The sequence below is a fragment of the Povalibacter uvarum genome (assembly GCF_014202975.1).
Lineage (GTDB): Bacteria > Pseudomonadota > Gammaproteobacteria > Steroidobacterales > Steroidobacteraceae > Steroidobacter > Steroidobacter uvarum.
The window spans coordinates 1,420,771-1,439,944 of record NZ_JACHHZ010000001.1 but is presented as its reverse complement, the minus strand read 5'-3'; the positions used below and the strand labels follow the sequence as shown (position 1 = coordinate 1,439,944).

At 63.5% G+C, this 19,174-nt stretch carries 10 protein-coding genes and 1 riboswitch; all 10 genes read left to right on the top strand.

Features of this window, described 5'->3' with window-relative positions; all coding sequences use genetic code 11:
- Nucleotides 1-3: 3 nt before the first annotated feature.
- The 10 genes from HNQ60_RS06225 to HNQ60_RS06180 all read left to right on the top strand — a co-directional run bounded on the left by HNQ60_RS06225 (nt 4) and on the right by HNQ60_RS06180 (nt 19,106).
- The gene (locus tag HNQ60_RS06225) at nt 4-1,890 is read left to right on the top strand and encodes a tetratricopeptide repeat protein (RefSeq protein WP_184330103.1); all 1,887 of its coding nucleotides are present in this window, start codon (nt 4-6) and stop codon (nt 1,888-1,890) included.
- Nucleotides 1,887-5,138 carry a tetratricopeptide repeat protein gene (locus tag HNQ60_RS06220; protein ID WP_184330102.1) on the top strand — a complete coding sequence of 1,084 codons (3,252 nt, stop codon included), beginning with the start codon at nt 1,887-1,889 and terminating at the stop codon, nt 5,136-5,138. The genes HNQ60_RS06225 and HNQ60_RS06220 overlap by 4 nt, the downstream gene beginning before the upstream one ends.
- Complete coding sequence (locus HNQ60_RS06215) at nt 5,122-5,787, top strand: tetratricopeptide repeat protein (protein WP_184330101.1); 666 nt, start codon at nt 5,122-5,124, stop codon at nt 5,785-5,787. The genes HNQ60_RS06220 and HNQ60_RS06215 overlap by 17 nt, the downstream gene beginning before the upstream one ends.
- Nucleotides 5,788-5,796: 9 nt before the next feature.
- Nucleotides 5,797-6,165 carry a hypothetical protein gene (locus tag HNQ60_RS06210; RefSeq protein ID WP_184330100.1) on the top strand — a complete coding sequence of 123 codons (369 nt, stop codon included), beginning with the start codon at nt 5,797-5,799 and terminating at the stop codon, nt 6,163-6,165.
- 70 nt (nt 6,166-6,235) lie between these two features.
- Nucleotides 6,236-6,928: a MotA/TolQ/ExbB proton channel family protein gene (locus HNQ60_RS06205; RefSeq protein ID WP_221304035.1), complete on the top strand. Its 693-nt coding sequence runs from the start codon at nt 6,236-6,238 to the stop codon at nt 6,926-6,928.
- 9 nt (nt 6,929-6,937) lie between these two features.
- Nucleotides 6,938-7,492 carry an ExbD/TolR family protein gene (locus tag HNQ60_RS06200; protein WP_184330099.1) on the top strand — a complete coding sequence of 185 codons (555 nt, stop codon included), beginning with the start codon at nt 6,938-6,940 and terminating at the stop codon, nt 7,490-7,492.
- 46 nt (nt 7,493-7,538) lie between these two features.
- On the top strand, nt 7,539-8,024 hold the full coding sequence (locus tag HNQ60_RS06195) for an ExbD/TolR family protein (RefSeq protein WP_184330098.1): 486 nt from the start codon (nt 7,539-7,541) through the stop codon (nt 8,022-8,024).
- The gene (locus HNQ60_RS06190; RefSeq protein ID WP_184330097.1) at nt 8,011-9,498 is read left to right on the top strand and encodes an AgmX/PglI C-terminal domain-containing protein; all 1,488 of its coding nucleotides are present in this window, start codon (nt 8,011-8,013) and stop codon (nt 9,496-9,498) included. Before HNQ60_RS06195 ends, HNQ60_RS06190 begins: the two co-directional genes overlap by 14 nt.
- Nucleotides 9,499-9,546: 48 nt before the next feature.
- A riboswitch (cyclic di-GMP riboswitch) is annotated at nt 9,547-9,639 on the top strand.
- A 72-nt stretch (nt 9,640-9,711) separates the two neighbouring features.
- On the top strand, nt 9,712-13,758 hold the full coding sequence (locus HNQ60_RS06185) for a THxN family PEP-CTERM protein (RefSeq protein WP_184330096.1): 4,047 nt from the start codon (nt 9,712-9,714) through the stop codon (nt 13,756-13,758).
- Nucleotides 13,755-19,106 (top strand): OmpA family protein, encoded by a 5,352-nt coding sequence (locus HNQ60_RS06180; protein WP_184330095.1) that lies wholly within the window; start codon nt 13,755-13,757, stop codon nt 19,104-19,106. The genes HNQ60_RS06185 and HNQ60_RS06180 overlap by 4 nt, the downstream gene beginning before the upstream one ends.
- Nucleotides 19,107-19,174 lie beyond the last annotated feature (68 nt).

The following is a 19,174-nucleotide window of genomic DNA, read 5'->3' as shown; positions in this document are numbered from 1 at the left end:
ACGATGCGCACGATCAAGACCAATGTCGGTGTGGCAGTGGCAGCGTTGCTTGCTGTCGCAGGCGCAGCGCGTGGTGGCGACCTGAAGGACCTGCACTTCGGCGAGGCGCTGTACTACGCGCATCAGGGGCAGTACCTGGAAGCGCTCGAGCGCCTCGATGCAGAGCTCGGGCAGCATCATGACCTCGACGAGCCGGAGCTGGACACGCTGCACTTCCACATCGGCGAAGCGGAGTTCTCCGTCGGCGATTTCGAGCTCAACTACCGGATGCACCATCGCGCTGGTCGCGCCATCAAGGCCGTGCTCGAGAGCAATGTCGACGAAGCGATCCGCAACGAGGCGGCGTTCCGTCTCGCACGAATCCATTTCCAGAAGGACCAGCTCGACGAAGCACTACGTGCGCTCGACCGTATAAGCGGCCGCATCCCGGCTGGGATAGAGGACGAGATCGAATTCCTGCGCGCCAACGTCTACCTCGCCAGCGGTCGCCCGGGCGATGCGGTTGGCGTGCTGAAGACGCTGCAGGGTGCTGACGGTCTGACGGGTTTTGCCGAGTACAACCTCGGTATCGCGCTGCTGCAGGACAAGCGCTCGCAGGATGCGGTCGACCAACTCAATCGCGCAGGCCAGGTCAAAGTCAGGGACGACGCCTCGAAGGCGATCAGGGACAAATCCAACCTGATTCTCGGGGACCTGTTGTTCGAATCGAATGATTTCGATCGTGCGCAGCTCTCGTTCGATCGCGTGCGACTCGATGGGCCGTACTCGAACCAGGCGCTGCTGCGCGCGGGCTGGGCTGCGATGTCGGCAGAGCAGTACGACCGGGCGGTGGTGCCGTGGAGCGTGCTGGTTGATCGTGATGTAACCGATGGCGCCGTTCAGGAAGCGCTGCTGGCGCTGCCGTATGCGTACGGCAAGCTGAACGTGCATGGCCGCTCGGCGCTCATGTACGGCCGCGCGCTCGAAACCTTTCGCAATGAACGCGAGCGCGTCGACGCATCGATCGAGAGCATTCGCGACGGCAAGTTCCTCAAGGCGCTCGTGCGCGAAGAGATCAGGCAGGACAAGGACTGGGTCATCCGCCTGCGCGATCTGCCGGATTCACCGGAGACCTACTACCTCACGGCGCTCATGGCGTCGCACGATTTTCAGACGGCACTCCAGAACTACCTGGATCTCGAAGATGTCCGCAGGAAGCTCGAAACCTGGCAAGGCAGTTTCGCTGCATTCGAGGACGTCATCGCGAAGCGCCGCGCCAACTACGAGCCACTGCTTCCGGAAGTCGACGCGAAGTTCCGTGAACTCGACTCGCAGATCCGCCTGCGCCAGGAGCAGCGCACGAACATCGAGAAGCGGCTGCAAGGGATGCTGACGATGCCGCGGCCGGACTACCTCGCGACCGCGGACGAGCGCATCGTGCGCGAGCGTCTCAACGCGATCGAGTCAGCGCTGAAGACACAGGAAGGGCCCGCCATCGAGGCGCTGCAGCAGCGCGCCGAACGCCTGAACGGCGTGCTGACGTGGAACCTGCGCACGCAGTATCACGAGCGTTTCACCGCAGCCTACCGGCATCTTGAGGAGCTGAACGCCGACATCGCGCGCATGACGACGCAGTACCAGTCATTCGTCCGCGCCCGCCAGGCGGCGGTGCATGGCTACACGGGCTACGACACCGCGATCACCCGACTGCGCCGCCGTGTCGATGATGAGCTGGCCCGGGTTGCGCGCGTCATGGCGCGCCAGGGGAACGTACTCGAGATCGTGGCGATCACCGAGCTGGGCCTGCGCCGCGATCGGCTGGAGTCGTACGAGAGCCAGGCGCGGTACGCGGTTGCGGACAGCTACGACAGGGCCACTCGTGCGCAGGCGGATGAGGGAGTGCAGCAATGAAGCGTCCACTGCGCATTGCGTTGATGCTCCCGCCTGTCCTTGCGGTCGGCTGCGCGCCTGCGCCAGATCGGCAGACGCTCGCCGAACTGCGCAAGGTGGCAGCGGACACTGCAGACGTGCGAGTCGAGCAGGGACTCGACAAGGCGATGGAAGGCTACAAGCGCTACCTGCAGGAAACACCGAAGACTGCGCTTACGCCCGAGGCGATGCGGCGTCTCGCCGATCTCAAAGTCGAGAAGCAGTTCGGCATCCTTGGCGACGGCAAGTGGGTCGAGATGGAAGCACCCGAGCCCACGACGAATGCGAGTGCCGTTGCAGTGGGCGCGCCAGTGACCTCCACCGCTGGCGCAAGGCGCCAGTCGGCGCCGGCCAGGCAGGCACAGGCCAAGCCGGTACAAGCCCAGCCGCCCGAGCGCATGGCGCTCAGTACGACAGACAGCGCCCGCCCGCAGGCCGCTGGAATCGCCGACCTGTCGGAATCGCAGAATGACTTCGAGCGCCGCGCGACGCAGCAGACGCCGGTTGCAGCGAGCGAACAGGGGTTCAGCGTGAGCACGCCCAGCGGCGCGGCCGGGGAATCTGCGTCCGGACCGCTCGAGGCGATCGCGCTCTATGACCAGCTGCTCGCCGAGTATCCGAACTACGAGCACAACGACAAGGTGCTGTACCAGAAATCGCGCGCCTACGACGAGCTGGGGCGCACCGAAGAGGCCATGGAAACCATGCAACGGATGATCGCTGCATATCCCGGGTCGAGATACCTCGATGAGGTGCAGTTCAGGCGCGCCGAATACTTCTTCACGCGTCGCAAGTTCCGCGAAGCGGAGCCCGCGTATGCGTCGATCATCGCACTCGGCCCACGCTCGGAGTACTACGAGCTTGCGCTCTACAAGCTCGGCTGGACGCTCTACAAGCAGGAGTTCTACGACGAGGCGCTCGACCGCTACATCGCGCTGCTCGACCACAAGGTGTCCATCGGCTACGACTTCGATGCGACGAACGAAGAGGGCGACGAGCGGCGCATTTCCGACACGTTCCGGGTCATCAGCCTGAGCTTCTCGAATCTCGGTGGTCCTGAGATCGTCGGCGAATACTTCGGCTCGAAGGGCAGCCGCACGTACGAAGACCGCATCTACAGCAACCTCGGTGAGTTCTATCTCACCAAGCTGCGCTACCACGACGCAGCGAATGCATACAGGTCGTTCGTCGGTCTCTATCCATTCCATCGCAGCTCGCCGCACTTCGGCATGCGGGTGATCGAGATCTACACGAAGGGCGGTTTCCAGAAGCTCGTGCTCGATTCGAAGAAGGACTTCGCGAAGACCTACGGGCTGCAGGGGCAGTACTGGCGGCACTTCGAGATCGGCGAGTCGCCTGAAGTGCTCAGTTACCTCAAGAGCAACCTGAAGGATCTCGCCAACCACTACCACGCGCAGTACCAGCGCGAAGACCTGCGCGCGGAGAAGCCGGCGAACTTCCGTGAAGCGTCGCAGTGGTACCGCGAGTTCCTCGTTTCGTTCCCGAAGGATGCCGAGTCACCGCCAATCAACTACCAGCTCGCAGACCTGCTCCTCGAAGAGAAGAACTTTGGCGAGGCGGCCCGCGAGTACGAGCGTACGGCCTATGACTACGCCATCCACGACAAGGCGGCTGCGGCCGGCTATGCGGCGATCTTTGCGCATCGTGAGAACCTGAAGGGTGCGACCGAGGAGCGCCAGCCGCAGATCAAGCGCGACACGATCGCGAGCTCGCTGAAGTTCGCGGACACGTTCCCGGCGCACGAGCACGCACCGAACGTTCTCGGCGCCGCCGCCGACGACCTGTATGAACTCAAGGACCTGCGTCCAGCGCTCGCAACCGCGCAGAAGCTGCTTGAACGCTATCCCGCGGCGGACCTGCCGATTCGTCGTGCGGCATGGACGGTTGCCGCGCACGCTTCGGTCGAGCTCGGCGAGTATCCGCAGGCCGAAGTCGCCTACACGCGCGTGCTCGAACTCGTGCCCGGGAACGACGAGAAGCGTGCGGCGCTGGTCGAGAATCTCGCCGCTGCCATCTACAAGCAGGGAGAGCAGGCGAACACGGCACAGGACTATCGGGCCGCGGCGGATCACTTCCTGCGCATCAAGCAAGCGGCGCCAACTTCGCAAATCCGTGCAGCTGCTGAATACGATGCGGGCGCGGCCCTCATCCGACTCCAGGACTGGACTGCTGCTGCCGAAGTGCTCGAGGCTTTCCGGCGGACGTATCCGGAGCACGAGTTGCAGCGCGAATCGACGAAGCAGATTGCCTTCGTGTATCGCCAGAGCGGCCAGGTGGCGCGTGCAGCCAGCGAGTACGAGCGCATCGCTGCGGAGGCGGACAAGCCGGAGCTGCGTGGCGAAGCCCTGCTGCTCGCCGGCGATCTGCACGAACAGGCCAAGAGTGCCGACCGCGCTCTCGCGGTTTACCTCGCTTACGTCCAGGAATTCCCAAAGCCGGTCGATCTTGGCGTGGAAACGCGTTTCAAGATTGCGGACATCTACAAGGGAATGCACAACGAGCAGCTCTACCACGAGCAGTTGAAGCAGATCGTCGCCATCGACGCGGCGGCAGGTGCAGAGCGAACCAACCGAACACGCACGCTCGCGGCCCGCTCGGCGCTCGTGCTCGCGGAAAAGTCCTATGAGCAGTTCGCGCAGGCGCGGCTCGTGCAGCCGTTCGAACAGAGCCTGCAACAGAAGCAGAAGCTCATGGACGCCACGATGAAGTCGCTCGGCGCGCTCGTCGACTACCAGGTCGGAGAAGTGACGGCAGCGGCGACGTTCTACATGGCCGAGGTCTACTACGGTTTCAATCGCGCGCTCATGGAATCGGAGCGCCCGCGCAACATGAAGGCAGCGCAACTCCAGGAGTACGAGCTGGAACTCGAGGACACCGCATTCCCGTTCGAAGAGAAGGCGATCGGCGTGCATGAGAAGAATCTCGAGCTCATCCGCTCCGGGATCTACAACGCCTGGATCGAGAAGAGCCTGGCGAAGCTGGCCCAGCTCATGCCAGTCCGCTATGCAAAGGCGGAGATGAGCAGCGGCTTGCTCGGTTCGATCGACCGCTATGCCTATCGCACACCGTCCGCGCCGCCGCTCGACGGCGTTGCGCCGCAGCCCGGTGCACCAGCACCGGAGATCGCAGGCGCAGAGCCACAGCCTTCTGCTCCGGCGTCATCGATACCCGTCGCAGCAACAGGAGCAGCCAATGCGATCGCAAACTGACACGGGCTTTGCGATGCCGGGTCGTGTCGCGCTGCTTGCGGTCGCCTGTTGCTTGGCCGCGTGCTCGGCGCCCGCGCTGCGTGAGAAGCCGAAGCAGACAGAGAAGGCGGTTCAGCCCCTGCGCGTCGACATCCAGCAGGACGCAACCGGCTTCACGATCATGGAGGACGTTCGCGTGAGTCCCGCCGTGCGCGCTGAGTACGAAAGCGCCGTTCGCCTGCTCGAGCAGGATCAGTACGAGCAGGGCATTGCTGCCTTGCTCAAGGTGATCGAGAGCGCGCCGAACGTGACAGCTGCGCACATCGACCTCGGCATCGGTTACGCCCGTGCGGGCGAGCTGACGAAGGCAGAGGAGAGCCTGAAGAAAGCGGTGCAGCTCAATCCGCGGCACCCAATCGCGTACAACGAACTCGGCATGGTCTACCGGCGCGATGGCAAGTTCGACCAGGCGCGTGCGAGTTACGAGAAGGCGCTCGAGCTGTTCCCGCTCTTTCATTTCGCGCAGCGCAACTTGGCGATCCTGTGCGATGTGTACCTCGCCGACCTGAGCTGCGCGAGGCAGCACTACGAAGCGTATCGGCAGGCCGTGCCTGGCGACGCCGAGACCACGAAGTGGCTCGCCGACCTGGATGCACGGGCATCGCGCTAGGAGAAGCACATGTTCCAGAAACTCGTCATTCCCGCATGTTCACTGCTTGTGGCCGCTTCAGCACTCGCCGCCGAACCGCCGACAGCGAGCGCGTCGGTCGCGGCGATAGCAACTACCCCGGCGCCGGCAGCGACGCCCGCACCGAAACCGAAGGCGGCGAATGCGACGGACTCCGGCGCGAAAGAACTGTCCGGCATGTCGATCCTGGGCAATCAGGAAGCGCCGAAGGCGCTGGTCATCGTGCCGTGGAAGAGCTCGCAGCTCGGCGACACGCTCGGTATCGCGAAGAGCCTCGACGATGGGCGGCAGCCCGTCGACAAGGAAGTCTTCATGCGACAGCTCAGCTACTACGAGATCCGGACCGGCGCGAAGAAGTGAGCCCGGTGCGAGCGCGCATTCTCGACGTGAAATTCGTTTGATTCATCGTTAGCCAAAGAGGCCTGCAACAGTGGACATTTTCTACTCGATCGTGGATTTCTTCGTCCGGGGCGGCGTATTCATGTACCCGATCCTGCTCGTTGGCGCCGTCGCGACCGCCATCGCGGTCGAGCGCTACGTGACGCTGACGCGGCTTTCCATCAAGAACCGGGCGGCTTGGAATGCCATCGAGCCCGTTCTGACAGAAGGTGATTTCGACAAGGCGCGTGAGGCGACCGCCAAGGATGAAACAGCGGTCGCGCAGTTGATGGCCGTCGGCCTGGCGCGCCAAGGCGCGGTCCGTCGCGTCGATGACGTCGAGAAGGCGATGCGCACGAATCTGATGGAGCTCATTCCGCGGCTCGAGAAGCGCACGCACTACCTCGGCACGTTCGCGAACCTTGCGACCCTGCTCGGCCTGCTCGGTACGGTGAGCGGTCTCATCCACGCGTTCACCGCCGTCGCTTCGGCGAATCCCGCCGAGAAGGCCAACCTGCTCGCAGCCAGCATCTCGGAGGCGATGAACTGTACGGCGTTCGGCCTGATGGTTGCCGTTCCGTTCCTGTTCATCCACGCGTTCCTGCAAACCAAGACAGCCGACCTCATCAGCGGCCTCGAGACGGCGGCGATGAAGTTTCTGACGCTTCTCGGCGACCGCCAGTCTGCACGGATGCAGACGCGCCTCGAACTGGCGCAGGTGCAGAAAGACCAGAAGGCGGCATAGGGAGCCGTCATGCCATCCAACTACACACGTTCGTTCGCGTATGACGGACCGCTCATGCAGTCGAGCTACAAGACTCGCATGCGCAAGCCCGTCGAGCTGTTGCTCGTGCCGATGATCGACATCTTCACGGTGCTGGTCACGTTCCTGCTGATGACGGCAGTGTTCTCGCGCATCACGATCCTGCAGCTCGACCTGCCGAGCGAGAACGCGACCAGTGCCGGTACGCCACCGGCGTTCCGGCTCGAAGTCATCGTGCGTCACGAGGGTTTCGAACTCACGAACGGCACACAGCTGATCGCGACGATTCCCAAGGTCGACGGGGAGTACGACTTCAAGGCGCTGACCAACATGGCAGTGACGCTGAAGCGGGAGTATCCGGACGCGAAGGATGCGTCCGTGCTGCTGGTGCGCGATGTGAAGTACGACTACCTGATTCAGTCGATGGATGCGATCCGCGCCGCTGAAGTGACCGAACCCGCTTCCGCAGCGACAGTCGGCGCGCCTGCGGGTGCAGCAACGAGGATGGAGTTGTTCACCAGCATTGCCGTCGGTGAGGCGCCGTGAGCAAGACGCTTCAGCCAACCTCTCGAACATCGAGGAAACCAGTCGCATGAGTCTCCTGAATCGATCGAAGCCGCGCGAAGACGCCGAGCTCAACCTGATCCCCCTGATCGACATCATGTCGGTCCTGGTCGCGTTCCTGCTCATCTATTCCACCGAAGTGGAAAGCGTGCAGAACTCGAAAGGCGTCGAGATTCCGCAGTCCACGGCGGAGGTGAAGCCAGAGAGCTCGGTCGTCGTGATGATCACGAGAGAACACCTCTTCGTACAGGGCGAGCCGGTCGCGACGATTGCAGAAGTCCAGAGTTCGGCAACGGTGCTCGTCGAACCGCTGCGGGAAGTTCTCGAGCGGCCAATGCTGGCAGGTTCCGTGGGAGCGGAGGAACTGTCGTCGCGTGAAGTGACTGTGATCGCCGACAAGAACCTGCCGTTCGAGGTGGTGAAGCGAGTGATGGCCACCTGCAGCTCTTCCTCGTACGGAAAGATCTCGCTGGCCGTGTTGCAGAAGGAGAAGCCCGCCAATGTCGCGAGCTGAAGCACATATCGAGATCGACGATCTGCAGGCGGTGCTCGACATTCCCGATGCCGTTGCATCAGAAGGCATCGCCAGGCCGGATGCGGAGAGCATCTCGGATGAACAGAATCGGGCTGCGCTCGCGGCCGAACTCGCGCAGGCGCGCCAGGTGCTCGATGCGCTGACGGGTGACCTGCGCGCCGTCGATGCCGAACTGGAAAGCCTTGCGATGGAGCGCGAACAGCATCGCCTGGCCATCGATATCTGCACCTCGCTCGACAGGTTGGCCGGCATCGGCGGTGCCGCGGTGTTCTGGGGCGCTGGCGGCGAAAGCCGCGCAGGCGCAGACCATGTGCGCGCTGTGCGTATGCGCGTCGACCAGTTCAGCCAGCGCCTCGGTGAAATCGAAGCGCGCCGCGCGGATGTCATCGACCGCATCGGGCAGCAGGAAAGCCACGCCGGCTTCATGGAAGACGTGTTGTTCGAAGCACTCGAAGAGGAGGAGCGGCGCAAGCAGGAATGGATCGTCGAACGCGAGATCAGCAAGCTGCCGGCCTACAAGGCATTCATGCCCTGGAGTCGCGGCGGCGAGGACGACCAGCGGTTCCGCAAGAACGTGGCGACTGCGCTGCTCGTGTGCGTCATCTTTGCGCTCGTCGTGCCGTTCATCGAACTGCCGCAGAGCATCCTGAAGCCGGAGGTGGAAATCCCCGAGCGGGTCGTACGCCTGCTGATCGAATCCCGGCCGAAGCCGCCAGCACCGGCACGCGAGATGCCGAAGCCGAAGCTCGAAGAGAAGCTTGAGCAGCAGAAGCCCAAGGAAGCGCCGAAGATCCAGGTCGCGAAGCGCGAGACTGAGGTTCCCGAGCCCACTGTGGTTGAGCCCGAGGCGAAGGACCAGGGCATTCTCGCGTTCCGCGAAAAACTGGCGAGCGTGCAGGAAGAGCAGGCGTTGTCGCGGCTCGGCTCGCAGGCGCAGATCAACAGCGCGGGCGATGCAGGACCTGCGCAGCGCGCGATGCTGACGACGAATGCACCCGGCTCGAGCGGTGGCATCAACCTCGCATCGATCAGCCGCAGTGTCGGCGGCAATGGCGGCTCTGGCGGGATGACCCGCTTGGCCACCACTCGTGCGACCAGCGCAATCGGCGGCATCGGCCGGCCTGGTGCGGATCGTCCGCTGAGCGGCGACAGCGTCGCGAACTCGCGCACCGATGAAGAAATCCAGATCGTGTTCGACCGCTACAAGTCGGCGTTGTACCGCCTCTACAACCGCGAGCTGCGCAAGGACCCCACGCTGCGCGGACAGATGGTGCTCAAGCTGACGATCGAGCCGGACGGTAGCGTGTCGATGTGCCAGCTCGAGGCCTCCGACATGAATGCGCCGGAACTGTCCGCGCAGGTCGTCGAGCGCGTGAAGACGATCAACTTCGGTGCCAAGGATGTGGCTGCGCTGACCATTCTCTATCCGATCGACTTCCTGCCCGCCGCCTGAGAAGCGGCACGAGACAGTTGAGGAATCGAAGCTGGATCTTTCGTAGTCAATCGACAAGGGCAAAGCCACCGAAAGGTGGCGACGCAAAGTCACCGGTCTAACGAGCCCGTTCGCGGGCTCCACGACAGCGGGACCGCCGGAATCCGCACCCGACGTGCGGACACTCCCTCGGTCCGTTCGTGACTTGCTTCGCAGGCGAATGGAACGAGGGTTATGAGATCAAGGGTCACAATCAGTCCGGGAACGAAGCACAGCTGGATCGCGATCCTGCTGGTTGCATTGTTCGTGCTGAGTCCGGCGGAGAGAGCATCCGCGGCCGAGATCACCTATCAGTCCGTGACCGGCATCTGGCACGACCCGACGGTCACCGACGCGAGCAATCCAGGCGATCCGGGTTATCCCGTCGCGGTCAACGGCAGTCCGGCCGCGAGCATCAACTGGGGCATCACGACGGGTCCCCAGAGCGGTTACGACTTCATCGGTTCGCCTCCGCCGCCCCTGCAGTTGCCGGGGCCGATTCCATTCTTCTCCCTCGGATCGTTCGCGCATCGTAACAACGTGGTCGACGAACCCTGGCTGTCGTCAGTCCAGCTCGACGTCGTTCTCGCGATCAGCGTGGACGGCACTCCGCGCCCGCCGTTGACCTTTACATTCACGTTCAACCACGTAGAGACCCCGAACGACCAGACGCCGTGTCCCTTCCCGACGCCGCCCAACGAAGGCTGCACGGATCGCGTGACGATCGTCGCGTCACCGACGCCCACGACCTTCGAAGTCGACGGCATGGAGTACACGCTGTCGCTGAACTTCCTCGTCAACGGCCAGCCGACGAACGAATACATCACGCGCGAAGGCGGCGTCTCGAACAGCTCCGGCCTGGTCGGCGAATTCACGTCGCCGCCGATCCCGCCCGGCACGCCTACGCTGGTAATGGACAAGTCCGGCCCGCCCACGATGGTCCCGGCCGAGTGGGGCAACTTCATGCTCGACGTGCGCAACACCGGCACAGTCGAGGCGTTCAACGTGACGCTGCTCGATCGCCTGCCCGATGGTCCTACCGGAGGCATGTGCGACACCACACCGCAGGTGACGAGCGCGCGCGTGTTCGCAGCCGACGGTGTTACACCGGTCGCCGGCAAGGGCCCGCTGGTGCAGGGCACGGATTATTCGCTTCTCTACGACAGCGCGACCTGTCAGCTCACGGTCAATGCGATCACCTTAGCTTCGGTGATCGGCGTCGGTGAGCGCCTGCGCATCGGCTACCGCACGCAACTCGACGACGGCAGTCAGTACAACGTTCCGCTGACCAATGTGGCTGGTGCGATTCAGTGGTACAACGCCGCCGCCAACAATCCGGCCCGCAGCACCTACACGCGCACGCTCACCGATGGCACGACAGCAGTCGTGGACCATGAGGATGCACACACCGTTCGCATCGTCCCCCGGTTCTTTGCGGACAAGGCGGCGGCGCTTCAGGTTGACTCCATGTCGCCCGGCATCGTTGATGCCGGCGACGTGCTGCGCTACACGATCCGCGTCTACAACAATGGCTCGTTGCCGCTCACGATGGCCATGCTGCGCGATGCGGTGCCCACCAACACGACATACGTTGCCGACTCGCTGACACTGAACGGACAACCGGTAGGCCGTCCCGACGGCGGCGTGTCGCCTCTGGTGGCAGGAATCGCTGTCAGCTCATCCGACCTGACGCCGCCGCTGCCGGCAGCGGGGCAGGGCACGCTGACACCGGGCGGACAGTCGGCCATCGTGCAGTTCGACCTGCGCGTCAACGACGGCGTGCCGCCCGGCACGGTGATTTCAAACCAGGCCGTTGTCGACACGGCGGAACTGCCGGATCTGCTGACCGACGGTGACGGCAATCCCATGACCGGACCCGAGCCGACAGTCGTTGTCGTCGGCAACCTGCAGGAACTGCGGATCACCAAGGCCGTGAGCGTCGTCGGCGGAGGCTATGCAATCGCGGGCGCGACACTCGAATACGTCGTGCAGGTTACCAATGTCGGCGTCGTGCCGGCCTATGCAGTCGAGATCCGCGATGACATCGCGATGCCGACGCCGGGGTACCTGTCGTTTGTGGATCAGTCATGGTCGATGAACGGCTCGACGACTGGCATCACCGTCGTGGGATCGCTACTGACTGCCGACTATTCGACGACCTATGGTGCCCTGCAGCCGGGTCGCGTGATCACGCTGCGTTTCCGCGCGCTCCTGAATTCCACTCTCGCGATCGGCACGCGTGTCACGAACACGGGCACGGTCTATTGGAATACACCGCAGCGGCAGGCGAGTGCGACAGTTGCGATCGACATCGGCGGCATGGTCGGCGTCGCAATGCTGAGCGGCACCGCGTGGCACGACGCGAACTTCAACCAGACGGTCGATGCCGCGGAAAGGTTGCTCGAGGGATGGACGGTCGGGCTCTACCGCGACGACCAGCTCGTTCACTCTGCTGTTACCGATGCTTCGGGCAACTACGCGATCGGCGGGATCGCCCCCAACGCTTCGACCAACTATCGCTACGAGCTGCGCTTCACGGCGCCGGGCGCCGGGACGGCCACGGCCGCGCTGGGCAGAGCACATTCCGTCTTCACGAATGGCCTGCAGCGCATCACCAACATCGTCGTGCAGTCGGGCAGCAACTACCTGAATGTGAACCTGCCGATCGAGCCGAACGGCGTCGTCTACAACACAATCACGCGTGCGCCGATTGCAGGTGCCACGCTCACCATGCTGGACGCAAGCAGCCAGACACCGTTGCCAGCAAGCTGCTTCGACGACACTGCGCAACAGAACCAGGTGACGTTGCCGTACGGCTACTACCGGTTCGATCTCAACTTCTCGGATCCAGCCTGTCCGAGTGGCGGCAGTTACATCGTCGAGGCTAGGGCTCCTGCTGTCGGCTACATCGCGGGTCCGTCGCAGATCATTCCGCCAGCCTCCGACGTTGCGACGGGTCCGTTCTCTGTGCCGTCATGCCCGGCAAGCACCGATGACGCCGTCATCGCGACCGCCCAGCACTGCGAGGTGCAGGCCTCCGAACTCGCACCGCCAACGTCGGTGCGCGCGCGTACCGCCGGCACTCGGTACCACAGGCACTTCACGTTCAGTGATGCGCCCATTCCGGTCTCATCGCAGGTTTTCAACAACCACATCCCGCTCGATCCGGACCTGCAGGGCGTGCTGCAGCTCTCGAAGACGACGCCGCTGTTCAGCGTGACGCGCGGCCAGATGATTCCGTACACGATCACGTACACGAACGTGACGGACGTGCCGCTGTTCGATGTTTCCCTGGCCGACCGATTCCCGGCCGGCTTCCGTTACGTCGAGGGGTCGGCACGCATCGATGGGACGCCGGTCGAGCCGACGCTCGTGGGCCGGGTGCTCACCTGGAATGACCTCATTGTCTATGGCAGGGAGCGTCATTCGATCGTGCTGCTGCTGGCGGTAGGCGCTGGTGTCAGCGAAGGCGAGTTCACGAATCGTGCCCAGGCATCGCACGCGCTGACCAACAGTCCGTTGTCGAACGAAGGCGCGGCGACCGTGCGCGTCATCCCGGATGCGACATTCGATTGCACGGATGTCACCGGCAAGGTGTTCGACGATGCGAATCGCAATGGCATCCAGAATGCGGGTGAACGCGGTCTGTCAGGCGTACGCCTCGTCAGCGCGCGCGGGCTGACGGCGATTACCGATGCCTTCGGTCGCTTCCACATCACTTGCGCCGTCGTGCCGCGAGAGGGACGCGGGAGCAATTTCGTCCTGAAGCTCGATGACCGGACGCTTCCCGCCGGATTCCGTGCGTCGACGGAGCAAGTGAAGGTGCTGCGCGCTACCCGCGGCAAGGCGCTGCGATTCAACTTCGGTGCCTCGATCCATCGCGTGATCGGGCTCGACATTGCCGACGCCGTGTTCGAGCCGGGTACGGCGAACATGCGCCCGCAGTGGCAGCCGCGCCTGAGCCTGCTCCTTGAAGAGCTGCAGCGTGGCCCGGCCGTTCTGCGCCTGTCGTACATGGCTGATCTCGAAGACAAGCAACTCGTCGATCAGCGCATGGCGGCGGTGAAGAAGCAGATCACGCAGTCGTGGAAGGGAATCTCTGCGTCTGCTTGCGGCGAGGAGAGTGCCGCTGGACCTGCAGGCGCCTGTTACCAGCTCACGACCGAACAGGAAGTGTTCTGGCGGCGCGGCGGACCCAGGAAGCCCGCGGCCGTGCAGGAACTCGGGCAGGTGAACGAATGATGCACACGAAATACAGGTCCGTGCAGGGCGCGACCCGCAGCGTGCGCGCCTCATTCTTCGTTGCGATTGGTCTGACGATCGCGTCCGCGCAGGCGCAATCCGTCCAGGAGGAGGCACTGGGCGAATCCGTCGAGCGCCAGCTGTCGAAGGACGAGGCGCTCACGCAATGGGTGTCCGATGCCGACCGCGTGAACAGGGAGGCGGGCGACATGATCATCGCGACGCAGGTCACGAAGGAGGAGATCGAAACGGTCAAGCTCCGGAACGTGATCCCGCCGATCCGCTTCGAGTCGGGCGTTGCCGGCATTTCGCCTCAATACATCGAGGCATTGCGCAAGGTGCTCGACGACATGCGTGACCACCGCAATGTGCGGCTGCATCTTGTGGGGCACGCCGACGACCAGCCGCTGTCAGGGATGCTGGCGCAGCGCTACGGCGACAATGCCGGTCTGTCGCGCGAGCGCGCGGGCGAGGTGGCCGAGTTCCTGAAGTCCCGCCTGAACCTGCGGCCAGAAGCGATCTCGTACGAATGGTTCGGCGATGCAAAGCCGGTGGCGACCAATCTCACGGATGAAGGTCGCGCGCTCAATCGTCGGGTCGAAGTTGAAGTGTGGTACGACGCGACGGGGCACCGGGCCGGCGAGGAGGAGGTTCTGCTCAGGGAGAACTTCCGGCGCATGAAGGTTTGCCGCATGGAAACAGTCTGCAGAATGCGATTCGTGGAAGGCCACGCACGCCGAGCCCGCATCAGAAACCTCGTGCCGGCGCTGCGCTATACGGAAGAAGGCGTCCAGGTCACCGACGCATTCGTTGCGCAGGTGCGCAAGACGCTGCTCAACCTCCAGGACAAGCAGAACGTGGTGGTGAAATTCACAGGTTTCACCGACGACTTGCCTCTGGCGGGTCGCGACGAGCGGATCTATGGAACGCATCTCGCGCTCTCGAAGGCTCGTGCGCAGCGCGTGGCGCTCGATATCCAGGGGCGGCTGGGACTGCCGATGACGGCAGTTGCGAGCGACGGGCGCGGCGAGGCATTGCCGCTGGCATCCAACGCGACCGCGCAGGGGCGTGCGTTCAATCGGCGCGTCGAGGTGGAGTTCTGGCATGACGATCCGTTGCAGGAGATGCCGGAGGATGTGCAGCTGTGCCCGAAGGACAGCGATGCCGCGATGGTGACGAAGGTCCACGATCCGGCCTGGGGCCGTATTGCGCCGCTCGAACTCGAGGGGGGCAGGGCCGTGATTCCCGCGGGGTACGTCGATCAGTTGCGGCGTGCGATGGCTGACGTCGATGGCAAGACCAATGTTCGCCTGCGCTTTGTCGGCTACACAAAGAACGAGCGCATCGATCGCAGGACGGCCAGCGTGTACGGCGACGACATCGGCCTGTCCGCCGCGCGGGCACGGCGGGCGATGGAGACGATCCGCGAGCAGATGGCACTCACTCCCGAACAGGCAGAGCACGAAGGTCGCGGGTACGTGCACTCCGACGACGTAGTCAATGCAGGCTTCACGCAGGGCGAGACCTCGCACGTCGTAGTGCAGGTGGTCTACGACGAGCGTGCCGTGGTCGATGACCTCGATGGTGTCGATATCACGAAGCTCACGCGCGAGCTGTCGCCGGAAGATCCATTCGCCCTGAACCTCATGCGAATCACCGTCGACGGCAAACCGATCGATGATCCGAAGCGCAGCTCCGCGGACATCCAGCGCTGTACGGACGTCGCGCTGGAGGAAGCAGATATCCAGTTCCAGTTCGACAGCCTGTCATCGAGCCGGCGGCTCAGTGTTGCTGCAGCTCCGTCGACGATTGTGTTGCGGGATGCCGCCATTGCAGGGGAAGTCCCGCAGGCAGCACCAGCGGATGACGCTGGTGTGCAGGATGCCGAGACCGAGGCGCCAGATGCAGAGCCCAGCGAGTCTCCTTCTGAGGAGGACGAGCAGGAAGTCGCGGCGCACGGTGATGAGGAAGCATTGACCGACGCACCAACGGAGCCGGCTACCGCCGCTGGGGACGAGCCAGCAATGTCCGCTGGCGAAGCTGCCGGCGAAGCGAAAACGACGTCGCCGGTTGAACCACGCTACATCGGCGATCCGGTGCGCTTCCGCATGTACGCGAACTACTCCGCGTTCATCGAACGGTCGGAGGTTCGCATCTTCACTGCCGATCAATCGCCCCAGGCGCATCCGCTCGACGTCATCCCGTTCGATGCCAACGGCTTCGCGGAATGGGTGCCGACTTCCGGCGTCGTTGCGGCGCCGGCACGCGATCTGAAGTACGTCCTGAGGGCGTACGACACGAAGGGAAATTTCGATGAAACGGTCCCGCAGCCTCTGTGGCTCGTATACGGCCATGCAGGCGAAGTCGAACCCGACCAGGAGAAGGTGAAGCAGCGGCGCGATCAGGAACTGCTCGCGGGCTATGGCGACAACGCGTTGTCCGTCAGCAATATTCGCCTCGGCAGCGGGACGGTGAAAGTGCGGGGCACCGGCATCCCGGCGCAGCACACGGTCTGGGTCGCGGGCCGGCAGGTGCCGGTCGACCACAGCGGCAGCTTCGTTGCGGAAGAAGTGCTGCCTTCGGGCATGCACACGGTCGAAGTCGCCGTGCTCGACGAAGGTGGAAACGGTTCGATGTATCTGCGCGATCTGAAGTTCGAGCGCGACGACTGGTTCTATCTCGGCCTCGCCGACGTCACCGTGTCCGAGCACCGGGCACGCGGTCCGGTCGACCTGTTGCAGGGCGAGAACACGCCGTACGATTATGACTCGACGCTCGACGGTCGCCTTGCGTTCTACATCAACGGCAAGTTCAGCGAACACTGGGGACTCACCGCAAGCGCGGACACCCGTGAGGGGCCCGTGAAGGATCTCTTCAGCAACTTCCTCGACAAGTCGCCGGACTCGCTGTTCCGCCGCATCGATCCCGATTACCACTATCCGACCTTCGGCGACGATGCGATTGTCGAGGAAGTGGCGCCGACGCTCGGCAAGTTCTACGTGAAGGTCAATCGCGATCAGAACCATGCGCTGTGGGGCAACTTCCGGATCAGCTACATGGGCAACGAACTGGCGCACGTCGACCGCGGCTTGTACGGCGGCAATCTCCACTTTGAAACGGAAGCCACGACAAGCTTCGGTGAGCAGCGGGCGGCGATCGATGGCTTTGCTGCCGAACCCGGCACGCTCGCGAGTCGCGAGGAGTTCCGCGGTACTGGTGGTTCGCTCTATTTCCTGCGTAACCAGGACATCCTCGTGGGTTCGGAGCGTGTACGCATCGAGTTGCGCGACAAAGACTCTGGGCTCGTCACAGGTGTGAAGAACCTGCAACCGATCCTCGACTACGACGTCGACTACCTGCAGGGACGCATTCTCCTCGCCGAGCCGCTCAACTCCACCGTCGACGACGGCTTGCTCGTCCGCACGGGTGGGCTGAGCGGTGACGAGGCGCACCTCGTGGTTCGCTACGAATACACGCCGGGCTTCGACGAGATCGACGCCATGGCGACCGGTGGGCAGGCGCACTACTGGATCAACGACTACCTGAGGATCGGCCTGACTGCGAGTACCAATGAAGAAGGCACGAGCGACAGCACATTGAACGGCGCCGATGTGACGGTACGGATGAGTGCCGACACCTTCCTGAAGGTCCAGGGGGCGCAAAGCGAGGGTCTGGTGTCGAGCTCGCTGTACTCGAGCGATGGCGGGTTCGACTTCGTCGGCGATTCCTCCACGGGGTTCGATGATGCTGACGCGACTGCATGGCGAGCGGACCTGAGCATTGGGTTCGGCGAGTTCACCGAGGCACTGCCGGGTCGCATCACGCTGTACACGCAGTCGCAGGGTGCGGGCTACTCGGCGCCAGGCCTGACGGCGCTGACGGACACGAAATACCAGGGCGGCACTCTGAATACGGAACTGCCGTTTGGTGTGCGGCTGCGGGCGAAGGCCGACCAGAGGGAACAGGATCAGGGTTACTCGGTGAATGCCCAGGAGCTCGATGTGGGCTACCAGATCACCGAGCGTTGGGACATCAGCACGGGTGTGCGCAAGGACGAGCGTGAGTATGACGGCACGCTGACGCCGTTGAACCTGCAGCAGGGCGAACGCACAGATGCGGTCGTGCAGCTCGGCTACGACTCACGCTCGACCTGGCGCACCTATGGCTTCGTGCAGGAAACATTGTCGAAGTCAGCGGAGCGTGAAGAGGATAGTCGCGTCGGCGTCGGTGGCGCATACCGGTTCACCGACCGATTCCGTGCGGACTTGGAAGTCTCCGATGGCGACCTCGGCCCGGGCGCCAGAGTGGGCACGAACTACCAGTACTCCGAACGCACGAGCCTGTATCTGAACTATGCGCTCGAGAATGAGCGCACGGACAATGGCCTGCACGGGGAGCGTGGCAACCTGATCTCAGGTGTGAAGCGCAAACTGTCGGATGCGAGCAGCGTGTATCTGGAGCAGCGCTACCAGGAAACCGAATCGACTTCCGGACTCACGCATGCGACCGGCATGAGCCTTGCGCCGAACGATCGCTGGAACCTGAGCGCTAACACCGACATCGGATCCCTGGTCGACCAGCGTACCGGTTCGAAGATCGATCGCGAAGCGGGTGGCGTCAGCGTCGGGTACGGCTTCGAGACCGTACAATTCTCGAGCGCGGTCGAGTATCGCCTCGACAAGACGCAGCAGCCGGACCAGACGATGGCGGAGCGGACGACCTGGCTCTATCGCAACGCTTTCAAGTATCAGCTCACGCCCGACTGGCGCGTGCTTGGCAAGTTCAATCATGCCGACAGCACCAGCTCGCTCGGGCAGTTCTACGACGGTGGTTACACGGAAGCCGTGATCGGATACGGATATCGCCCCGTCGCGCACGATCGCCTAAATGCACTGGCCAAGTACACGTACTTCTTCAACGTGCCGACGACCGAGCAGGTGACGCCGCAGCACCTGCCAGCGCAGTTCATCCAGAAGAGCCACGTCGGGGCACTCGACGTGACCTATGACATCACCGATCGCTGGTCGCTGGGCGGAAAGTATGCGTATCGACTCGGGCAGGTGAGCCTGGACCGGGAAGACCGGCAGTTCTTCGACAATCGCGCGCACCTCTACATCGTGCGCACCGACCTGACGTTCGGCCTCTGGGAGGGGTTGATCGAAGGACGCATGCTCGATATGACCGATCTGAACGAGCAGCGCAGCGGCGCGCTCGCGGCGGTGTATCGCCAACTCGGGGATCACGTGAAGGTTGGCATAGGCTACAACTTCACGGATTTCTCGGACGACCTGACCGACCTGAGCTTCAGGCACGAAGGCGCGTTCCTCAACATCATTGGTGCGATGTAGAGATCCCGCCGGTTCAGACGACGCAGTGCACGCAACATTGATGAGGCACTCCCGCTGCCTGCGTGAAT